We start from the raw sequence: 18,553 nt of genomic DNA, 5'->3' as shown, positions 1-18,553 counted from the left end.
TCCAGATTTAAATCCAATAGAAAATATGTGGTCACGAGTCAAGGCGATTCGAACTAAGTTTAGAGTTAAAGATATTGATAAATTATTTAAAGATTACTGTAATGATTTATTTGGTATTTAGCTATATCTGTATTTTCAGCAGCAGAAGCCATAGTGGCAACCATGCTTATACCTACGGCAATACTTAGCGGTAATAACGGGAAGTTTTGAAGCTTTAGAGATTTTTTGCTTGAACTATACATAAAAGTGTGAGCAATGGAGAGAGAGCGCGTATCATAATCTTGAGTGCGATAAATTTAAATAAGGATGATTATCATTTGAAACTATGAATTTGATTAAGCTAATAGACTTTTTAATTTAAATAAAGAATAGATGGAATTTATAGTCAAAAAAACCGCGCTAAAGCACGGTTTCTTAAAATGAATTTAATTATTTAAACTGGATAGAGCCATTTGCACTGACCGTGATTTTAGATTCACCACCTGCCATTTCTTGTTCAGGAATAGCATCGGCACTTGCAGCTTTCATCATCGCCATACGCGGAACTGGCTGACCACCATAATTGCTGGTATTTAAATTAATATTAACCAAGTTGTAGCCTGATTTATTCCATGCCTGAGCGAGCGCTTGGGCACGTTGTTGAAAGTTTTTGGATACTTCAACCATCAGTTCATTTTCAACTTTTTTACGCTGTGCATCTGACACACTAAAGCTGATGGATTGAGTTTGGAAATTTTGTTGTAACTCGCTCACCAATTGGCTAGCAGTTTTAAAGTCAGTACTTTCTAAACGAACTTCAGCACGACCACGCCATTCTTTCAATTTACGACTGTCATTGTCATAAATCGGGTAGGTGCTTTGAGATCCCGTTTCGATTTTTACCGCAGGGTATTTACGGGCTGTGTTCACCGCTTGGGTCATTAATTGGTTGATTTGGGTAGCAAGTTCAGCCGGCTGTTTATTTGATTTTTCAATATATAAAACGGCATACATTTGGTCGTTCGACACTTGGCGAGTAGCATCCGCTTGAATGTTCACGATGTTGTAATTGAGTGGGTCAGCTGCTTGAGTTGCTGCTGCCAAACCTAAACCTGATGCTAATAAAACAGTAGATAAGATAATTTTACGCATTGTTATGACCTATTCTTCTTTCAGAATGACTAATTTAGCTTATGCTGTTATCTTAAAAGGGGATTGTGATGGATTAAAGGAAAATCTGTGGTGGGATTGTAAATCTTTCAAGAAAAATAAATGTAGTGCTTGATGAATATTTATTTAAATAATCAGTACTTAGTTGTTTAAATAATTGATGATTACAATAATCATTCATAAGTTGTAAAAAAGCATAAAATAAAAAGGTTTTCTTTGTTTTGTCACACTGTAAGATGATAATTCAGGCTATCAATCGGATTGATCTGTTTTTTCAGTGCTTGATGCTATGATTTGGTCATAAAAGTTATTTATTTTCCTGAAAAATTCTGTATCATCCGCCCTCTAGTTAGCCATTACATATAGAGCTCTTAAAACTAACTGGAACTCATAAAGCACCGAGTCAAAGGACCGCAAGTCACCCGACTTATTTCTTTTAACCCATATCAGAGATGGTAATTCGATATGAGCGTTTCTTCAGTAAATCCTGCCCCTAATTCTACTAACGAATACTATTTAACTCGCCAAAGTCAAATGGAATCGAATGTTCGTAGCTATCCACGTAAACTTCCACTTGCGATAGCAAAAGCTTTGGGCTGTTGGGTTACCGATGTTGAAGGTACAGAGTACCTTGATTGTTTAGCTGGGGCAGGTACATTGGCACTAGGCCATAATCACCCTGCGGTCATTCAAAGTATCCAAGATACACTTGCAAGTGGTCTCCCATTGCATACTTTGGATTTAACAACGCCTTTAAAAGATGCATTTACTGAAGCATTACTTGAGCAATTACCTGGTGGTAAAGAAGAGTACTGCTTACAGTTCTGTGGCCCATCTGGTGCAGATGGTACAGAAGCAGCAATTAAATTAGCAAAAACTTACACTGGTCGTAGTTCAGTAATCAGCTTCTCAGGTGGTTACCATGGTATGACACATGGTTCTTTAGCAATGACAGGTAACTTGTCTGCGAAGAATGCTGTGAATGGCTTAATGCCAGGTGTTCAATTTATGCCGTATCCGCATGAATACCGTTGCCCATTAGGCATTGGTGGTGAAGCGGGTGTAGACGCATTAACGTATTATTTCGAAAACTTCATTGAAGACGTAGAAAGTGGTGTAACTAAGCCAGCAGCTGTAATCTTGGAAGCAATCCAAGGTGAAGGCGGTGTAGTGACTGCACCTGTAAAATGGTTAAAGAAAATCCGCGAAGTGACTGAAAAGCACAACATCGTGTTGATTCTTGATGAAGTACAAGCAGGCTTTGCACGTTCAGGTAAAATGTTTGCCTTTGAACATGCAGGTATTGAGCCAGACGTCGTTGTAATGTCTAAAGCAGTAGGTGGTAGCTTACCACTTGCAGTATTAGGTATTAAACGTAAGTTTGACGCATGGCAACCAGCGGGTCATACGGGCACATTCCGTGGTAACCAACTTGCTATGGGTACTGGTCTTGCAACAATCAAAACCATCAAAGAACAAAACTTGGCTCAAAACGCGCAAGAGCGTGGCGACTTCTTACAAGCTGAAATTAAAAAATTAGCGGTAGAATTCCCATGTATCGGTAACGTACGTGGCCGTGGTTTGATGATTGGTGTTGAAATTGTTGATGAACGTCAAAAAGCAGATCACATGGGTTCTTTACCAGGTGATTCTCAATTGGCAGCAGCAATTCAAGCAGCATGTTTCAACAACAAATTGTTGTTAGAAAAAGGTGGTCGTAACGGTACTGTAATTCGTTTACTTTGCCCATTGATCATTAACCAAGCTGAATGTGAAGAAGTGATCGTTCGCTTCAAGAAAGCACTTGCTGAAGCACTAGTTGCAACTCGAGGCGCATAAGTCATGGTAGATTTTGCAGAACATCGTAAAGCGTTATTCTGCAATGATGCACAATCCATTGCTGACTATCAGTCAGCAATGGATTCAGCTGTAAAAGCTGTATCTGCATGGTTGCAAAATGACAAAATGTACACCGGCGGTAGCATTAAAGAGCTTCGTAGTGCAATTGCGTTCAACCCTTCAAAAGAAGGTATGGGCGTTCAAAAATCACTAGACCGTATGGTTGAGCTTTTCTTAAATAAAAGCTTAAAAGTACATCACCCACATTCTTTAGCGCATTTGCATTGCCCAACGATGGTAACAAGCCAAATCGCTGAAGTGTTAATTAACGCGACAAACCAATCTATGGACTCTTGGGATCAAAGCCCTGCAGGTTCATTGATGGAAGTTCAGTTAATTGACTGGCTTCGCCAAAAAGTTGGCTATGGTGCAGGTCAAGCAGGTGTATTCACCTCTGGCGGTACGCAGTCTAACCTGATGGGCGTTTTGCTTGCACGTGATGCATGTATTGCTAAAAACTGGAAAGACGAAAACGGTAACCCGTGGTCTGTTCAGCGTGATGGCGTACCTGCGGAAGCAATGCGTAACGTAAAAGTGATCTGTTCTGAAAATGCACATTTCTCTGTGCAAAAGAACATGGCCATGATGGGTATGGGTTTCCAATCTGTTGTCACTGTTCCTGTAGATGCAAATGCACGCATGGACATGGACGCGCTTGAGAAAACCATGGCGCACCTTCGCGCGACGGGCAAAATCGTAGCATGTGTAGTTGCAACTGCGGGTACAACCGATGCAGGCGCAATTGACCCATTGAAAGAAGTGCGTGCGATCACCAACAAATATGGCGCGTGGATGCATATCGACGCAGCATGGGGCGGTGCACTGATTCTTTCAAATGACTATCGTTCAATGTTAGATGGTATTGAACTGTCTGACTCGGTAACGCTTGATTTCCATAAGCATTACTTCCAAACGATTTCATGTGGCGCATTCTTGCTTAAAGATGAAGCGAACTATCGTTTCATGCATTATGAAGCTGAGTACTTAAACTCTGCTTATGATGAAGAGCATGGCGTTCCGAACTTAGTATCTAAGTCACTTCAAACAACTCGCCGTTTCGATGCGTTGAAGTTGTGGATGACAGTTGAAGCGCTAGGTGAAGAGCTTTACGGTTCGATGATCGATCACGGTGTAGGGCTTACACGTGATGTTGCAGATTATATTACTGCAACTGACGGTCTAGAAATGCTGGTTGATCCTCAATTTGCATCGGTATTGTTCCGTGTAGTGCCAGCAGGCTACCCTGTTGAATTGTTAGATACATTGAACCAAAACGTAGCAGACGAATTGTTTGCTCGTGGTGAAGCGAATATTGGTGTAACTAAAGTTGGTCAGGTTCAATCTTTGAAAATGACGACTTTAAGCCCAGTAGCGACTTTAGATAACGTGAAGAATTTACTTGCTCTTGTGCTTGCAGAAGCGGATCGTATCAAAGGCCCAATCGCTGATGGTACATATACACCTGCAATTGACTAATTGTCGTTTTGCAGTTGTAGAAGAAGGAGCTCATTTGAGCTCCTTTTTTTGTCTAAATGAAAAAACAGTTAATGATTTTACAGCCACAATTTTTCATTGAGTGATGATATTTTACTGTGTAGGCAGATTGTTACTTTGAAGGATCAAAGTAACTAAAATCCTTCTCAGGGAAAAGGTACATCCATGTGACCATTACCTTATAGTGACATCCCTGTCGCCAGTCGCGATAGTCATTGATGTTTATCATTTGATGAATGTGATACCACAATATTTATAACCAATATAAGGCTTGTAAAGGAGTTTCCCTCTCCTTGTAGGAGAGGCTTAGGGTGAGGTGAATGCAATACGATATTGATGTTATGCCGCAAATAATGGACTAAAACCTTTCTTACGCAGCAGTTTACGGTACATACTCGAACTACGGTCCGCCGGGAAATGTGCTTCGATGCTTAAATCCAAAGGCAAATATTCAGGCTTTTGCGATTCGGACACCAATCGGTCTTCCTCAAATATTTTCAGGTTAAAGTCGTAAGCATCCTCAATAGGCAAGTCTTTGTCATAGTTACGGCAAATCGGTGCAAATAGACGTGTGGAGCGGGCAGTCATAGGCGAGGCCGCGTTCATAATCACTTGCTTGCTGTCGTTTGGAAAATGAATGGTCAGCGTTGCGGTAAAAGGTAGATGAATCTCAAAATGCCGTAGCCATTGAAAGTCCTCTTGTCCACGTTGTTCTAAACCAATTGGATAGCGTCCAACACTGCTCCAGTAATCTGCATGGAATCCTGTTGCAGTTTCAATGGTTTTATAGTCAGGTACTTCTGTATTTTCAGGGTCACCAAAAGTTTCTGGATGTACCCATGCAAAATGAGCGACATCAATAAAACCTTCAAGCTGCCTGCCTGCGAAGCATTGAAAATCTACTGTTGGGCAAACCAATTTCTGAAATTCAATATTTTCCCAATTTGGCATGATAGGGATATTGGGCTCAGCCTCTTTAGGGGCAGTGAGGGAGCACCAAATTAAGCCATAACGTTCGACAGCTGCATAAGTTCGTAAATTAAAGCGAGGGGAGATCTTGTGATCGGGATGTGCGGGTATACGGTTGCAATGCCCATGTTCACCAAAGCGTAAGCCATGATAGCGGCAGACTACCCCTAGACCATCATTTTTGCCTAAACTTAGCGGTACGCCCCTATGCGGGCAGGCGTCTTTAGCGACAACCAGTTCATTTCCCATTTTATAGATAACGAGCGGCATATCTAAAAGCACAGTGCCATAAGGCTGTTCTGTAATGTCTCTCGATAAAGCAATCGGATACCAATATTCTGCAAGTAAGTGCCAGTCATGTTCTTCAAAAGTCATATGCACAGGCAAGTCTGGGTTAAATGTCGCAATGGCTTTACTTGTCATTTTAGGCTCTGTTTTTATGTAAACTTGCATATTGAGCGAACTAAAAATGTAATGAAATTTCAATTATTGGAATACAAGGAAATAAAAAATCGAACATGCAAATCTGCATCATTCAGAAAAAGAGTGGAATTTGAAAAAAGAAAATAAGACAAAATATGACACGGACATGAATTCTTACGAATATCAAAGTAGAAATAAATAAGACCAATACTTTGAAAAATTTCATTACATATTGAAAAATAGAGAATTATATTTAAATCAATGTGCAATCATCAATTATCATAAAAGCGTCATAAAGATGTAACCTAACTGTCATACTCTAAAATCAAAATGCAGATATCGAAAAAGTACAAGACTTTAAAAACAAAAGTGGCGTACTCCAATAAATGCATCAATTAAGAGAGATGAGAATGCGCTTAAATCATATCGCACTTGCTATGGTACTCACTACTGGGGCAACAGTCGCTACAACTGCAAATGCAGCTCGTGACACGATCCAAATTGCTGGTTCTTCAACTGTACTGCCTTATGCAAGTATTGTTGCAGAAGAGTTTGGTAATACATTCCCACAATTTAAAGCACCTGTCGTAGGTTCAGGCGGTACTTCAGGTGGTTTGAAACAATTTTGTAATGGTGTTGGCGACAACACAATTGACGTTGCAAACGCATCTCGTAAAATTAAAGATACTGAATTGGCTGCATGTAAAAAAGCCGGCGTTAACCAAATCTTAGAAATTAAAGTTGGATATGACGGTATCGTATTTGCGTCAAATGCGAAAAAAGCGGCATTCAAACTTCGCCCACAGCACGTATTTGCTGCACTCGCTGCTGAACTACCATCAAAAGGTAAATTGGTTCCAAACCCATACACACGTTGGAATCAAATCGACCCAACATTACCAAACGAAGCAATCACTTTAGTTATTCCTGCATCAAACCACGGTACACGTGAAGTGTTCCAAGAAAAAATGGTTGATGCTGGCTGTGAAACTTATGAAGCTTTCGCAAAATTAGATAAAGATGCTCAGAAAAAAGCATGTTCAACATTCCGTAAAGATGGCCGTGTGATTGAAATTGCAGGCGACTATACAGAAACATTGGCACGCTTAAAAACTTCACCTAATGCGGTCGGTGTATTCGGTCTGGGTTTCTATGACCAAAACCGTGACAAGCTACGTGTAGCAACAGTGAATAATGTAGCGCCGTCTGAGAAGACAATTTTAAATGGTTCATACCCAGTATCTCGTCCATTGTTCTTCTACGTTAAAGGCGAGCACTTAAAATCAATTAAAGGCTTAAAAGAGTTCACAGAATTCTTCTTAAGCAAAAAAGTATCAGGTAAAGGTTCTAAGCTAGAAAAAGCAGGCTTAATTTCAATGTCTGATAAAGAACGCGCTGCAGTTCTTGCAAACTTTAAAGCTGGTAAAGCAGTTAAATAATTGGATTGAAACAGCCAATGGCAGGATTGACCTGCCATTGGCTTTTTGCAAAGAAACAGTTTTTTCAAGAAGGGCTTTTGAAAAAACAGTGGAGATTACATGAATCTGCTACTTATTGGTGTGTTACTCGCAATTATTGCAATCGCTTATCAAGTTGGACTGACTAAAAGTCGCAAACTTGCAGGTAAAGGCAATAACTCAGCAATGCTGCATTCTCGACCGGGCTATTATGGTGTTTTGGTCGCTTTATGGTGTGGGATTCCCGCTTTTTTAATCTTGATTGTTTGGAACTTGGTTGAACCGAGTATTTTTCAACACGTTATTTTAAATAATGTCCCAGAAAATATTCGTTTAGGTTTAGATCCTGCAAGCACAAGCGTAATGGTTGACCGCGTCCAAGCGATTGCTTCTGGTTTTGGAGTAAGTGATACGCCAGCTGCATATGAACTTGCAGCAGCAGAACAATTAAAGAAAATTGAAAACATTGGCTCATATGCAAAATTGGCCATTGTGATTTGTGCGGGATTGATTGGTTTAGTCATGGCTAAACGCCGCATCGCAGAAAAATATCGTGCACGTAACCAAGTCGAAAAAGTCATTAATATCGCATTGGCACTGTGTTCGGGTGTCGCAATCCTGACAACAGTTGGCATTGTGATGTCGATGTTCAGTGAAGCCATGCGTTTCTTTAGTTTTGTCAGTCCACTAGATTTCTTCTTAGGCACTGAATGGAACCCCGGTTTTAGTACATCAGGGAATGCTGAAGGTAGTTATGGTTTGCTGCCACTCCTTTGGGGCACACTCATGGTTAGTGGAATTGCGCTATTGGTTGCTGTTCCAGTTGGTCTGATGATTGCGATTTACTTGGCTGAATATGCCAAGCCAAGTTTCCGTGCTTGGGCAAAACCGGCCATTGAAGTTCTCGCAGGTATTCCAACGATTGTTTACGGTGTATTTGCCTTAATGATTATTGGACCTTTTGCAAAACAGCTCGGCGCGTATATTGGACTCGATATTAATGCAACCAGTGCTTTAACAGCAGGCTTTGTGATGGGGATTATGATTATCCCATTCGTTTCATCATTATCTGACGACATCATTACTCAAGTGCCTCGCGCGCTTCGTGATGGTTCACTTGGTTTGGGTGCTACAAAATCAGAAACCATTCGCCAAGTGGTGATTCCAGCAGCATTGCCGGGCATCATCGGTGCATTCTTATTGGCTGCATCTCGTGCAATTGGTGAAACCATGATTGTGGTGCTTGCAGCAGGGAACAGTCCTTTACTGCATATCAACCCACTCGAAGCGGTATCTACAGTCACCATTACCATCGTAAACCAATTAACAGGTGATACAGACTTTGCGAGTCCTCAAGCATTGGTCGCTTTTGCACTCGGTTTAACACTGTTTGTGATTACTTTAGGTCTGAATATTGTTGCACTGTACATTGTGCGTAAATACCGTGAGCAATACGAATGAGTACGACGAATATATCAAATATGGATCAAACTTTTGATCCGCACGCAGCCGCAGAGCTTCGTGAAAAACGTAAGAAAATCATTGAAAACTCATTGGCGAAAAGACACCGTAAAGAAAATACCTTCCGTGTCTTGGGTTTTAGTGCAGTAGTGACTGGCTTATTGTTCGTCGTGCTATTGTTTGGCAGTATTTTAGCCAAAGGCTTACCAGCATTCTGGCAAAGCTCGATGACGGTGCCTGTGTTTTTTGATCCAAGTATCGTCAATGTAGGAGCGAAACCGGTTCAAAAAGAAGGTGAATCTCCTGCACAGTTCCAAGAGCGTTATATTGCTTGGCAAACTGAAATGGGCATGGTGGATTGGGATGCGCTGATCGTAAATGGGATCATTGCAAAAGATCCAGCGATTGCCACTCAACGTGATGATCTCAACAGTTTATATACCAGTTCAGAAGCATATCGCTTACGTGACATGGTTATGGCAGATCCGTCATTGATTGGCCAAAAACAAGATTTAAAAATCCTTGCAGATGCCAATGTCGATGTCTGGTTAGCGGGTAATATTGACCGCAGCTTGCCTGATGAACAGCAACAATTGAGCCCAGAAGTACGCCAACTCGCAGATAAACTCAAGGCTGACGGTGTTATCACCAACTCATTTAATACTGAAATATTTAAAAATCCAGACTCTCGTAGCTCACCTGCAACTTCAGGTTTAGCAGGGGCGTTTATGGGTTCACTCTTCATGATGCTGATCGTGATGATTATTTCGATTCCAATCGGTGTAGCATCCGCAATTTACTTAGAAGAATTTGCACCTAAAAACTGGATTACGGATGTTGTCGAAGTCAACATTAACAACCTAGCAGCGGTTCCTTCGATTGTCTTTGGTTTACTTGGTGCTGCGATCTTTATTGGTTGGATGCACATGCCGCTTTCGGCACCTGTGGTTGGTGGTTTGGTCTTAAGTTTGATGACACTACCAACGGTCATTATTACCACACGTGCATCACTAAAAGCTGTCCCGCCATCGATTCGTCAAGCAGCTTTAGGTTTGGGTGCATCACGTTTACAAACTGTATTTCACCATGTCTTGCCACTGGCATTACCGGGTATTTTAACCGGTGCCATTATTGGTGTTGCACAAGCCCTAGGTGAAACTGCTCCATTATTATTGATTGGTATGAGTGCCTTTGTGGCAAGTGTACCAGCCACTCCTTTAGATCAATCCACTGCATTACCTGTACAAATTTTCCTTTGGCAAGGTAACGAACTACGTAACTTCTTTGAAGGGCGTACCGCAGCAGCAATCATTGTACTTCTTGCTCTCATGATCGGCTTAAACAGTTTAGCCATCTGGTTACGTAAGAAATTTGAAGTACGCTGGTAATTGAGGGCATTATATGAATAGCGTCGTTACAACTGAAAAGAATTCCTTAGATCAGGATAAGTCCGTGAATCCAGAACAAACACAATTTACCTCTGCACAGGGCAGCCAAAAGCAAACCAATACTGCGTTTGTGTCACAATTCGATACGCAATCTAGCGCGAAAAAAGATGCGAAATCGACCAATGTGAAAATCAGTACCAATGATGTGCATGTGTACTATGGCGAATCTGAAGCGATCAAAGGCATTGATCTGAACATTTATGAAAATGAAGTGATTGCCTTTATTGGACCGTCTGGTTGTGGTAAGTCAACTTTCCTACGTACGCTTAACCGTATGAATGACACGATTGATTCTTGTCGTGTGACAGGGCAAGTGCTCATGGATAATCAAGATATCTATGATCCAAATCTAGATGTGGTGTTACTGCGTGCCCAAGTGGGTATGGTTTTCCAAAAGCCGAACCCATTCCCAAAGTCAATTTTTGACAATGTCGCTTATGGTCCAAAATTGCATGGTTTGGCACGTGACAAATACGACATGGAAGAAATTGTTGAAAATAGTCTGCGTAAAGCAGGCCTTTGGGATGAAGTGAAAGACCGTTTGAACCAACCGGGTACAGGACTTTCAGGTGGTCAGCAGCAACGTCTATGTATTGCGCGAACCATTGCTGTCAGTCCTGAAGTGATTTTAATGGATGAACCTTGTTCAGCACTCGATCCAATTGCAACAGCAAAAGTAGAAGAGCTCATCACTGAACTTTCAGCGCAATATACCATTGCGATTGTGACACACTCGATGCAACAAGCAGCGCGTGTTTCTGACCGTACCGCATATTTCCATTTGGGTGATTTAATTGAAGTGAATTCCACTGAAAAAGTCTTTACCCAACCGGATCATCAGCTTACAGAAGCCTATATTACCGGTCGTTTTGGTTAATCTAGACTGTTTGAAAATAGAGCCGAAAGGCTCTTTTTTTATGAAGTCAATAATTAGGTAGAAAAGGATTGATAGAAATAAAAAGCTCAATTTGACTCAATGAGAATTATTTTCAAAAAATAGATTGAATTTTTGTGATGTAACCCACATGTTATACAACATAAATATGAATTAAATGAGTTTCAATTTTATGCTATTTCATAATCCCAAGTTGCCTGCGGAAATTCGTGTAAGCCACTTAAATGCACGTATCAATGAACAACGAAAAAAAATTGCGCAAACGACTGCATCTAAACTTGAGCTGCTGCAACTAAGCCAACAATTATCAAAAGAAGCGCGCGCACGTAAAAAGAATAACCAAAAAATTTATGTAATCGATTTTAATGGTGATACCGCTGCATCTGCGGTAACGAGTCTACGTGAAGAAATTACCCTGATCTTAGCGACAGCAAAAGCAGGACGTGACCGCGTGGTTTTACGTTTAGAAAGTCCAGGCGGGATGGTGCATGGCTATGGTCTGGCCGCTGCACAATTGGTACGTTTACGTGATGCTGGATTTAACTTAACCATTTGCGTGGATAAAGTTGCTGCAAGCGGTGGCTATATGATGGCCTGCATTGCAAATGAGATCGTTTCAGCACCATTTGCCGTGGTGGGTTCGATTGGTGTAGTTGCACAAGTGCCGAACTTTAACCGTTTATTGAAAGAAAAACATATCGATTTTGAACTGTATACCGCGGGTCAGTTCAAACGTACCGTAACTATGTTTGGTGAAAATACTGCTGAAGGTAAAGCCAAATTTGAAGAAGAGTTACAGCAAACCCATAACTTGTTTAAACACTTTGTTGAAAAATACCGTCCTCAGCTCAATGTCGATAAAGTTGCCACAGGTGAGCATTGGTATGGTCAAGATGCAATGGATCTCAATTTGGTCGATAAACTCCAAACGTCAGATGAATATCTATTAAGTCTTATGCCACAACATGATGTATATATGATTGAAACCCGCAAAAAACCAACACTGGGTGAGAAGTTAGGCTTACAAGCAGCACAAATTGCGGATTCATTGGTTCCTGCTGTCATGTCAAAAGTGATGGAATCATTGAGCAAAGCTAATGCAAATATCGTTCAATTAAAAGATCTAAAATTTTAAAATCTTTATGCTTATAAAGTATTTAAAGCTCACTTCGGTGAGCTTTTTTTATGCTAAACGATGCTGTTGTGATAGATTGCGTTGCGTACATAGATATTGATGATAATGATGTCTAATTTTCTGTTTATTTTAGGTGGTGTCATTTGCCTAATGGTTTGGCCTTGGCTATATTTGCTGCATTTTCAAAGTGTGAAAAAATCTGTGCTGAAACAGTATGCTGCGCTGTTTGGCCCAGCAGCAACACTGTTGGCAGGCTATATTTATTGTTCATCACTACAGGTAGATGTTCGCTCTGAAGCCTGCGGCACTGTTGTGGCCTATCAGAGTTATATGAGTAGCGGAAATATAAATAAAAGACAGCCTTTTGAGCGGGTTGAAATTTTAGTGAATCATACAAAATATACACGGCATTTTCGTATAGATGATGATCTACAAAAAATGCCAGCGGGAGCAAAAGCGTGCTTTCAGTATTATGACCGAAAATTGAATCCGCAAATGTCAGATTCAATCTTAATTCAATGGACTGCTTAAATATTTAACTGATGTTACGCAGTAACACCAGAAGTGCAATTTGATTCAAATAAAACAACGATACGCGGTAACGTCATCCGCAAGTGTTTGAGACAGGGCTGCTTCTAATCAAAAATGTTTTTGCGATACTTTGAATACGTAGACGCGAGCGAACGAGTTTTGCGGTGAGGAGCATTGCTTCGCAAGATGGTTTCCTTGCGAAGCTTCGCTTCTCATTTTGCCGAATGAGAAACATCGTTTCGTAAAAGTACCTCCAGCCGAAGGCTAATCCCGTTATTCAATTCCTAGATGTAAGACTCCGTCGAATAGACTTAAAAATCATTTTTAAAATGAGAAATTACTTCTAGGTGCGTAACATCAGTATTTAAGATAAAAAATATTCAGGCTTTTGTTTAGCGTTATTCAACAAATTTGATGTCATTAAACAAATACCACCAGTGATCATCGCACCAAGTGTTGCGAGCAGCATATCTTTATGCGCATCCCAAATATCACCTTGTTGCCCATTATAATTTTCAGCTTCTTCTGGTGATAAGCCAATGGCAATCAGCCATTCGATCCATTCATAAAATAAACTGGTCGCCATGACGAATTGTATAACCAATAAAAAGAGTGTTCCGGCTTTTAATGGCGGTAGCCAGATTTGAAATATGCGATAAAAGAACGGATAGAGCAGCAATCCATAGGCAAGATGTACAAGCCGATCATACATATTCCGAGACCATCCCATGCTTTGGTCAAGGTTGAAACCGAAGAGAGCTTGTGTCCATTCAGAATAAGGTACATAAGAATATAAATAATGGGCACCGATAACATGAATCAATAAAAAGCCAAGATACAGGCAAACAGTTGTGAAACTTAGCCCTATTTTATAGAGGAAAATGAGCAGCACAATCAGCATAAACGCAGTGCCGATTTGATGGAGAATATATGCTTCCATTTCTAAAGGTTGGATACTGGCGATCACAATGGCAAGAGTTAATAACGCAAAAGCTAAGATGTGCTTAAGTTTTAATTTGAAATCAATCATGAAAAGGCAAAGCTCAAAATTTTTATCGGTGTGCAGTGGTTATAATTCGCGGCAAGTATAGCCATAATGCGATGAAAAGTGTTAGTTAGACGGCGCTAGAATTTGTGCATTATTTTTTCAAATGTCATCAGTTCGCTACTAGGGATAAGTATTTTCAAAAAGATTGTATTAAACTCAGATGTATATCGAAGTTTATATATTTGGACGTGACTATGGCTGTTGTTGAGGCATTTATTGCGACTCAAAATTGTTATTTTAACTATGAGTTTGAAGAACTTAATTTAACATATGATTTTCCAGAAGAGCTCTCTGTGTCTTTGCGCGGCATGATGTTTCGCCATGAGATTCAATATCCCGATACCACATATTATGTTTATTATTCAGATGTTTTAACAGGCTGTGAATTACAAAGGATGAAAGAAGATTGGGCGAAATATTGCCCTGCAGAATAAAATTACGTCTAAATTTTCTATCTCCTTATAGGAGATGAGAATCCTCAGAATATATTCTGAGTTCGCAAGGGGAGAGTTGGATAGTCTAATCTCCTTGCGGAGCATGCACCTCATCTCAAAGAGAGCAGAAGTATTATAAATAAAAAACGAGGCATGAAGCCTCGTTTTTTTTGATCTATCTAAAATTAGATTTTAGAAATAAGATCTTTAATGTTTGCTGCTTGAGTTGATGCATTACCTGTATATGTTGCAGGTGTCATTTCTGCAAGACGTGCACGGTCAGCAGCTGGAACAGCTTCTAATTCGTTACCATTTACGAAATCAACCATCATTTCGCGAGTCATTGCTTGACCACGAGTTAGGGCTTTAAGTTTTTCGTAAGGTTTTTCAACGGCATAACGACGCATTACAGTTTGAATTGGTTCAGCAAGAACTTCTTGAGCATGGTCAAGGTCTTCTAGAATACGTTGAGCATTCAACTCAAGTTTGCCAATACCTTTAGAGCAAGCTTCAAAAGCGATTAAGCTTTGTGCGAAACCAACGCCCATGTTACGAAGAACAGTAGAGTCAGTTAAGTCACGCTGCCAGCGAGATACAGGAAGTTTTTCGCCTAAATGCGCAAGTACTGCATTTGCAATACCCAAGTTACCTTCAGAGTTTTCGAAGTCAATTGGGTTTACTTTATGCGGCATAGTTGAAGAACCAACTTCACCTTCTTTCAAACGTTGTTTGAAGAAACCAAGTGAGATGTAGCCCCAAACGTCACGGTTAAAGTCGATCAAAATGGTGTTGAAACGACGTAGCGCATCAAAAAGTTCCGCCATGTAGTCATGTGGTTCGATTTGAGTGGTGTACGGGTTAAATTCTAAGCCTAAAGATTCAACAAATGCTTGTGAATGAGCAGGCCAGTTAATTTCAGGGTAAGCAGAGTAGTGCGCGTTGTAGTTACCTACTGCACCATTGATTTTACCAAGTAATTCAACTTGTTTGAATTGTTTGATTTGACGTGCAAGGCGGTAAGCCACGTTCGCCATTTCTTTACCCAAAGTTGTTGGGCTTGCAGTTTGACCGTGTGTACGAGACAACATTGGTTGTTCAGCGTGTTGTTCAGCCAAAGCAACGATTGAATCGATGATTTGCTGCATTGCTGCAACTAAAACTTCACGGCCATTTTTAAGCATTAAAGCATGAGACAAGTTGTTGATGTCTTCAGATGTACATGCAAAGTGAATGAATTCTCCAGCATTTTTAAGCTCATCGATATGTGCGATTTGCTCTTTTAAGAAGTACTCAACTGCTTTTACGTCATGGTTTGTTGTACGTTCAATTTCTTTAATGCGGTTTGCATTGTCTTCAGAGAAGTTCGCAACAATTGCATCAAGCGCAGCGTTAGTTTCAGCACTGAACGCTGGAACTTCAGTGATTTCAGGACGGTTTGCAAGCGCTTGTAACCAACGCACTTCAACAGTCACACGAGCATGGATTAAACCAAACTCAGAGAGGAAGGGACGTAGAGCATCACATTTGCTTGCGTAACGTCCATCTAATGGAGAAAGTGCGGTTAAAGCGTTCATAGCGATTCCTTAAATTTTGGAATTAAACGTAAAACAAAAAGCCCGTACTGCATCAGTTAAACCACCTGATACTGTAAACGGGCAAGATCTTGAATATCTTGTAGTAGCTTGCGCTTACTGAAAATCATACCCCATGAGCTACCACCGAGCTGACGCCATAAATGTGCCATTTGTAAGCCGGTAAATAAGGTGGCGCGAATGCGATTGGTATGAGAAGTGTCTTTAAATGCTTCGGCATTACCACGAACCATAATACGTGGATTAATTTGGCCTGCAGTTTCAATATAGGTTTGCGCTAAATTGGCAATGATACTTGGATGTAAATAATTATTATCAAAAAAGGAAAGCTGTCTTAGAATTTTTTGTTGGGATTGTTCGATGATTTCGACAAATTTAGGATTGCTATAGACTTTCTTTTCTAACTGCAATAACGCCATCGCATACGTCATGGGTAGCTTAGTATTGGCAAGTTTAGGAAGTCTAGATTTGGGAGATGTATTGAAGGGTTGAGTAATGCTACTTTCTAAGGTTTTTAATCCCAGCGAAATATCCGCCAAGCCACTAAAAAAATCAAGCGTCTGACTAGACTGATTCGACTTAGGACGGATATTTAAACTGGCTTTAATGAGATGTTCAAAATAAAAGTTACCGCTTTCCCCGATACTCTGTTGCCCAGTCAATGCAGTCATGTGGGTCAGCTGTGTCGCTTGAAAAACAGCAGCTAACGCCAATGCACGATTTTGGCGAGTATTCAGAGTCTGAGGCTGTTGAAACGGTAACTCTGTCATCCGAAACAATCCTTATTCAATAAAATCCGGTTTAGGCGCATTGGTATGATGAATCACACCACCCCCTAAACAAACTTCACCGGTGTAGAACACCACACTTTGACCCGGTGTAACAGCACGTTGTGGCTCATCGAATTCGACACGCACACCATTTGGCGCTGTAGGGTCTTTAAATATTGTACAGTCTTGGTCAGGCTGACGATAACGAGTTTTCGCTGTGCAGCGGAAGCCTGATTCAGGAATCTCTTGTTCACCAGCCACCCAATCAATCGCTTCAGACCATAAAATGGTGCTTTGCATGAGTGGATGTTCATGACCTTGACCAACGACTAGGCGATTACCTTCGATATCTTTATGCAGTACAAACCAAGCGCCTTCTTCAGCACCTTTTAGACCACCAAGACCGATGCCACCACGTTGGCCGAGCGTATAGTACATTAAGCCGTGATGTTCACCAACCTCTTTACCTGTGTCTAAGATGATTTTTCCGGGTTGAGCAGGTAAATATTGCTTTAAGAAGTCATTAAATCGACGTTCGCCAATAAAGCAAATTCCTGTTGAATCTTTTTTCTTCGCGGTGATTAGACCTAATTCTTCAGCGATTTTACGCACTTGTGGTTTTTCAATTTCACCCACAGGGAACAAAGTTTTGTTAATTTCACGACCATGCACTGCATGTAGGAAATAGGTTTGGTCTTTGTTGTTGTCTAGACCACGCAGTAGAGGGGCATACTCTTCACCACGTGAATTTTTTAGCGTTTCACCACGGCGGCAATAGTGGCCTGTCGCAATAAAGTCAGCACCTAAGTTCACAGCATGGTCGAGAAATGCACGGAATTTAATTTCTTTATTGCAGAGAATATCTGGGTTTGGTGTACGACCTGCGGCATATTCTTCTAAGAAATGCTCAAAGACACGGTCCCAATATTCCATCGCAAAGTTTGCGGTATGAAGTTTGATTCCAATTTTGTCACAAACGGCTTGAGCATCGGCAAGATCTTCCATTGCCGTACAGTATTCCGTGCCGTCATCTTCTTCCCAGTTTTTCATGAAAAGACCTTCAACTTGATAACCTTGTTGAAGTAAAAGTGCTGCAGATACAGAAGAATCTACACCACCAGACATACCGACGATGACACGTTGTTGCATAGGATTAAGCATCCAAATTTGAAATTAAGGGAGAATTTTGGTGCTCGTAAATGAGCGATAAAGGAAATTTTTGACCTGAAAGAGCATCTTGCACAGCTTTGATGACTAATGGACTACGCGCACGGGCAGACTCAATGAGTTCATCAAGCGTCATCCATACTGCACCGACAATACCTGTGTCTAATTGTGCATCGGCATGGTGCTGAATGTCTTTAGCTAAGAAACAGAAACGGAAATAAGTACGATCAGGGAACATCGGAGGAGTATAAGTATACATGCCTAGGAGGTTCGTGATTTCTACATCGTGACCTGTTTCTTCCATGGTTTCTCGAATGGCGGCTTCAATAATGGTTTCGCCAGCTTCAACATGACCTGCAGGTTGATTAAATACAGTATGGGTCACACCTTCTGTATGTTCTTCAACAAATAGGAATTTTCCGTCTTTTTCAACGACTGTCGCAACAGTGACGTGAGCAGTCCAAGCGGTCATAGAAAAGCACCATGGGGTAAAAACGCTATTCTACAAAATTTAGGGAGCGGTGGCTATGATGTGAAGGGATTTCTTTATTTATAGGTGAATTGTGATGATTTTCTATAAAATTTTAGAAAAACGATTGGCAAAATTCTTACTATTATCATCTAGGTTTTTGCTGTAAAAGAAGATAAAATCTATATAAATTATTATTTTTAAATGTTTTT

16 protein-coding genes are annotated in these 18,553 nt (G+C 40.7%); 9 read left to right on the top strand and 7 right to left on the bottom strand.

Features of this window, described 5'->3' with window-relative positions; all coding sequences use genetic code 11:
* Nucleotides 1-429: 429 nt before the first annotated feature.
* On the bottom strand, nt 430-1,131 hold the full coding sequence (locus FTV03_RS06730; protein WP_180040632.1) for an SIMPL domain-containing protein: 702 nt from the start codon (nt 1,129-1,131) through the stop codon (nt 430-432).
* A 483-nt stretch (nt 1,132-1,614) separates the two neighbouring features.
* Here FTV03_RS06730 and FTV03_RS06725 point away from each other — a divergent pair, with 483 nt between their 5' ends.
* Together FTV03_RS06725 and FTV03_RS06720 are read left to right on the top strand one after the other, a co-directional pair.
* Entirely contained in the window at nt 1,615-2,988 is a 1,374-nt protein-coding gene (locus FTV03_RS06725; protein ID WP_180040630.1) for a diaminobutyrate--2-oxoglutarate transaminase, read from the top strand.
* A 3-nt stretch (nt 2,989-2,991) separates the two neighbouring features.
* Nucleotides 2,992-4,524 carry an aspartate aminotransferase family protein gene (locus FTV03_RS06720; RefSeq protein ID WP_180040628.1) on the top strand — a complete coding sequence of 511 codons (1,533 nt, stop codon included), beginning with the start codon at nt 2,992-2,994 and terminating at the stop codon, nt 4,522-4,524.
* A gap of 357 nt (nt 4,525-4,881) precedes the next feature.
* Here FTV03_RS06720 and FTV03_RS06715 read toward each other — a convergent pair whose 3' ends face one another.
* The gene (locus FTV03_RS06715; protein ID WP_180040626.1) at nt 4,882-5,934 is read right to left on the bottom strand and encodes a Rieske 2Fe-2S domain-containing protein; all 1,053 of its coding nucleotides are present in this window, start codon (nt 5,932-5,934) and stop codon (nt 4,882-4,884) included.
* A gap of 410 nt (nt 5,935-6,344) precedes the next feature.
* Here FTV03_RS06715 and FTV03_RS06710 point away from each other — a divergent pair, with 410 nt between their 5' ends.
* From FTV03_RS06710 to FTV03_RS06685, 6 genes are all read left to right on the top strand, one after another.
* Complete coding sequence (locus FTV03_RS06710; protein WP_078190190.1) at nt 6,345-7,373, top strand: substrate-binding domain-containing protein; 1,029 nt, start codon at nt 6,345-6,347, stop codon at nt 7,371-7,373.
* Between the two features lie 99 nt (nt 7,374-7,472).
* Nucleotides 7,473-8,852: a phosphate ABC transporter permease subunit PstC gene (pstC, locus tag FTV03_RS06705; RefSeq protein ID WP_180040624.1), complete on the top strand. Its 1,380-nt coding sequence runs from the start codon at nt 7,473-7,475 to the stop codon at nt 8,850-8,852.
* The gene (pstA, locus tag FTV03_RS06700) at nt 8,849-10,240 is read left to right on the top strand and encodes a phosphate ABC transporter permease PstA (RefSeq protein WP_180040622.1); all 1,392 of its coding nucleotides are present in this window, start codon (nt 8,849-8,851) and stop codon (nt 10,238-10,240) included. The genes pstC and pstA overlap by 4 nt, the downstream gene beginning before the upstream one ends.
* 13 nt (nt 10,241-10,253) lie before the next feature.
* On the top strand, nt 10,254-11,177 hold the full coding sequence (pstB, locus tag FTV03_RS06695) for a phosphate ABC transporter ATP-binding protein PstB (RefSeq protein ID WP_168379202.1): 924 nt from the start codon (nt 10,254-10,256) through the stop codon (nt 11,175-11,177).
* 190 nt (nt 11,178-11,367) lie between these two features.
* The gene (gene sohB / locus FTV03_RS06690) at nt 11,368-12,330 is read left to right on the top strand and encodes a protease SohB (RefSeq protein ID WP_180009607.1); all 963 of its coding nucleotides are present in this window, start codon (nt 11,368-11,370) and stop codon (nt 12,328-12,330) included.
* A 105-nt stretch (nt 12,331-12,435) separates the two neighbouring features.
* On the top strand, nt 12,436-12,861 hold the full coding sequence (locus FTV03_RS06685; RefSeq protein ID WP_252725857.1) for a hypothetical protein: 426 nt from the start codon (nt 12,436-12,438) through the stop codon (nt 12,859-12,861).
* Nucleotides 12,862-13,225: 364 nt separating this feature from the next.
* Here the strand turns inward: FTV03_RS06685 and FTV03_RS06680 are convergent, their stop codons facing one another.
* Nucleotides 13,226-13,891, bottom strand: coding sequence for a DUF2238 domain-containing protein (locus FTV03_RS06680; RefSeq protein WP_180040620.1), 666 nt, complete (start codon nt 13,889-13,891; stop codon nt 13,226-13,228).
* Between the two features lie 212 nt (nt 13,892-14,103).
* On the opposite strand from FTV03_RS06680, the gene FTV03_RS06675 reads away from it, so the two are divergent.
* On the top strand, nt 14,104-14,343 hold the full coding sequence (locus FTV03_RS06675) for a hypothetical protein (RefSeq protein WP_180040618.1): 240 nt from the start codon (nt 14,104-14,106) through the stop codon (nt 14,341-14,343).
* A 185-nt stretch (nt 14,344-14,528) separates the two neighbouring features.
* Here the strand turns inward: FTV03_RS06675 and purB are convergent, their stop codons facing one another.
* Genes purB through FTV03_RS06655 form a run of 4 tightly spaced genes read right to left on the bottom strand, consistent with a single transcriptional unit; the run spans nt 14,529 to nt 18,344 of the window.
* A complete protein-coding gene (gene purB / locus FTV03_RS06670) occupies nt 14,529-15,917 on the bottom strand; it encodes an adenylosuccinate lyase (RefSeq protein ID WP_168379206.1) in 1,389 nt (462 codons plus the stop codon).
* A gap of 56 nt (nt 15,918-15,973) precedes the next feature.
* On the bottom strand, nt 15,974-16,705 hold the full coding sequence (hflD, locus tag FTV03_RS06665; protein WP_078190181.1) for a high frequency lysogenization protein HflD: 732 nt from the start codon (nt 16,703-16,705) through the stop codon (nt 15,974-15,976).
* 12 nt (nt 16,706-16,717) lie between these two features.
* On the bottom strand, nt 16,718-17,854 hold the full coding sequence (gene mnmA / locus FTV03_RS06660; RefSeq protein ID WP_180040616.1) for a tRNA 2-thiouridine(34) synthase MnmA: 1,137 nt from the start codon (nt 17,852-17,854) through the stop codon (nt 16,718-16,720).
* A 4-nt stretch (nt 17,855-17,858) separates the two neighbouring features.
* The gene (locus FTV03_RS06655) at nt 17,859-18,344 is read right to left on the bottom strand and encodes an NUDIX hydrolase (protein ID WP_078190179.1); all 486 of its coding nucleotides are present in this window, start codon (nt 18,342-18,344) and stop codon (nt 17,859-17,861) included.
* Nucleotides 18,345-18,553 lie beyond the last annotated feature (209 nt).

Origin of the sequence: Acinetobacter sp. YH12218 (assembly GCF_013417925.1) — a bacterium.
GTDB lineage: Bacteria > Pseudomonadota > Gammaproteobacteria > Pseudomonadales > Moraxellaceae > Acinetobacter > Acinetobacter amyesii.
The sequence above is the reverse complement of the archived record's forward strand: the minus strand, read 5'-3'. Positions and strand labels throughout refer to the sequence as shown.

Coding starts and splice junctions, on each gene's coding strand:
- hflD (WP_078190181.1), bottom strand. CDS start 16,705: ATGACAGAGTTACCGTTTCAACAGCCTCAGACTCTGAATACTCGCCAA.
- FTV03_RS06720 (WP_180040628.1), top strand. CDS start 2,992: ATGGTAGATTTTGCAGAACATCGTAAAGCGTTATTCTGCAATGATGCA.
- FTV03_RS06710 (WP_078190190.1), top strand. CDS start 6,345: ATGCGCTTAAATCATATCGCACTTGCTATGGTACTCACTACTGGGGCA.
- FTV03_RS06715 (WP_180040626.1), bottom strand. CDS start 5,934: ATGACAAGTAAAGCCATTGCGACATTTAACCCAGACTTGCCTGTGCAT.
- FTV03_RS06725 (WP_180040630.1), top strand. CDS start 1,615: ATGAGCGTTTCTTCAGTAAATCCTGCCCCTAATTCTACTAACGAATAC.
- pstB (WP_168379202.1), top strand. CDS start 10,254: ATGAATAGCGTCGTTACAACTGAAAAGAATTCCTTAGATCAGGATAAG.
- pstA (WP_180040622.1), top strand. CDS start 8,849: ATGAGTACGACGAATATATCAAATATGGATCAAACTTTTGATCCGCAC.
- sohB (WP_180009607.1), top strand. CDS start 11,368: ATGCTATTTCATAATCCCAAGTTGCCTGCGGAAATTCGTGTAAGCCAC.
- purB (WP_168379206.1), bottom strand. CDS start 15,917: ATGAACGCTTTAACCGCACTTTCTCCATTAGATGGACGTTACGCAAGC.
- FTV03_RS06680 (WP_180040620.1), bottom strand. CDS start 13,891: ATGATTGATTTCAAATTAAAACTTAAGCACATCTTAGCTTTTGCGTTA.
- FTV03_RS06685 (WP_252725857.1), top strand. CDS start 12,436: ATGATGTCTAATTTTCTGTTTATTTTAGGTGGTGTCATTTGCCTAATG.
- pstC (WP_180040624.1), top strand. CDS start 7,473: ATGAATCTGCTACTTATTGGTGTGTTACTCGCAATTATTGCAATCGCT.
- FTV03_RS06730 (WP_180040632.1), bottom strand. CDS start 1,131: ATGCGTAAAATTATCTTATCTACTGTTTTATTAGCATCAGGTTTAGGT.
- FTV03_RS06675 (WP_180040618.1), top strand. CDS start 14,104: ATGGCTGTTGTTGAGGCATTTATTGCGACTCAAAATTGTTATTTTAAC.
- mnmA (WP_180040616.1), bottom strand. CDS start 17,854: ATGCAACAACGTGTCATCGTCGGTATGTCTGGTGGTGTAGATTCTTCT.
- FTV03_RS06655 (WP_078190179.1), bottom strand. CDS start 18,344: ATGACCGCTTGGACTGCTCACGTCACTGTTGCGACAGTCGTTGAAAAA.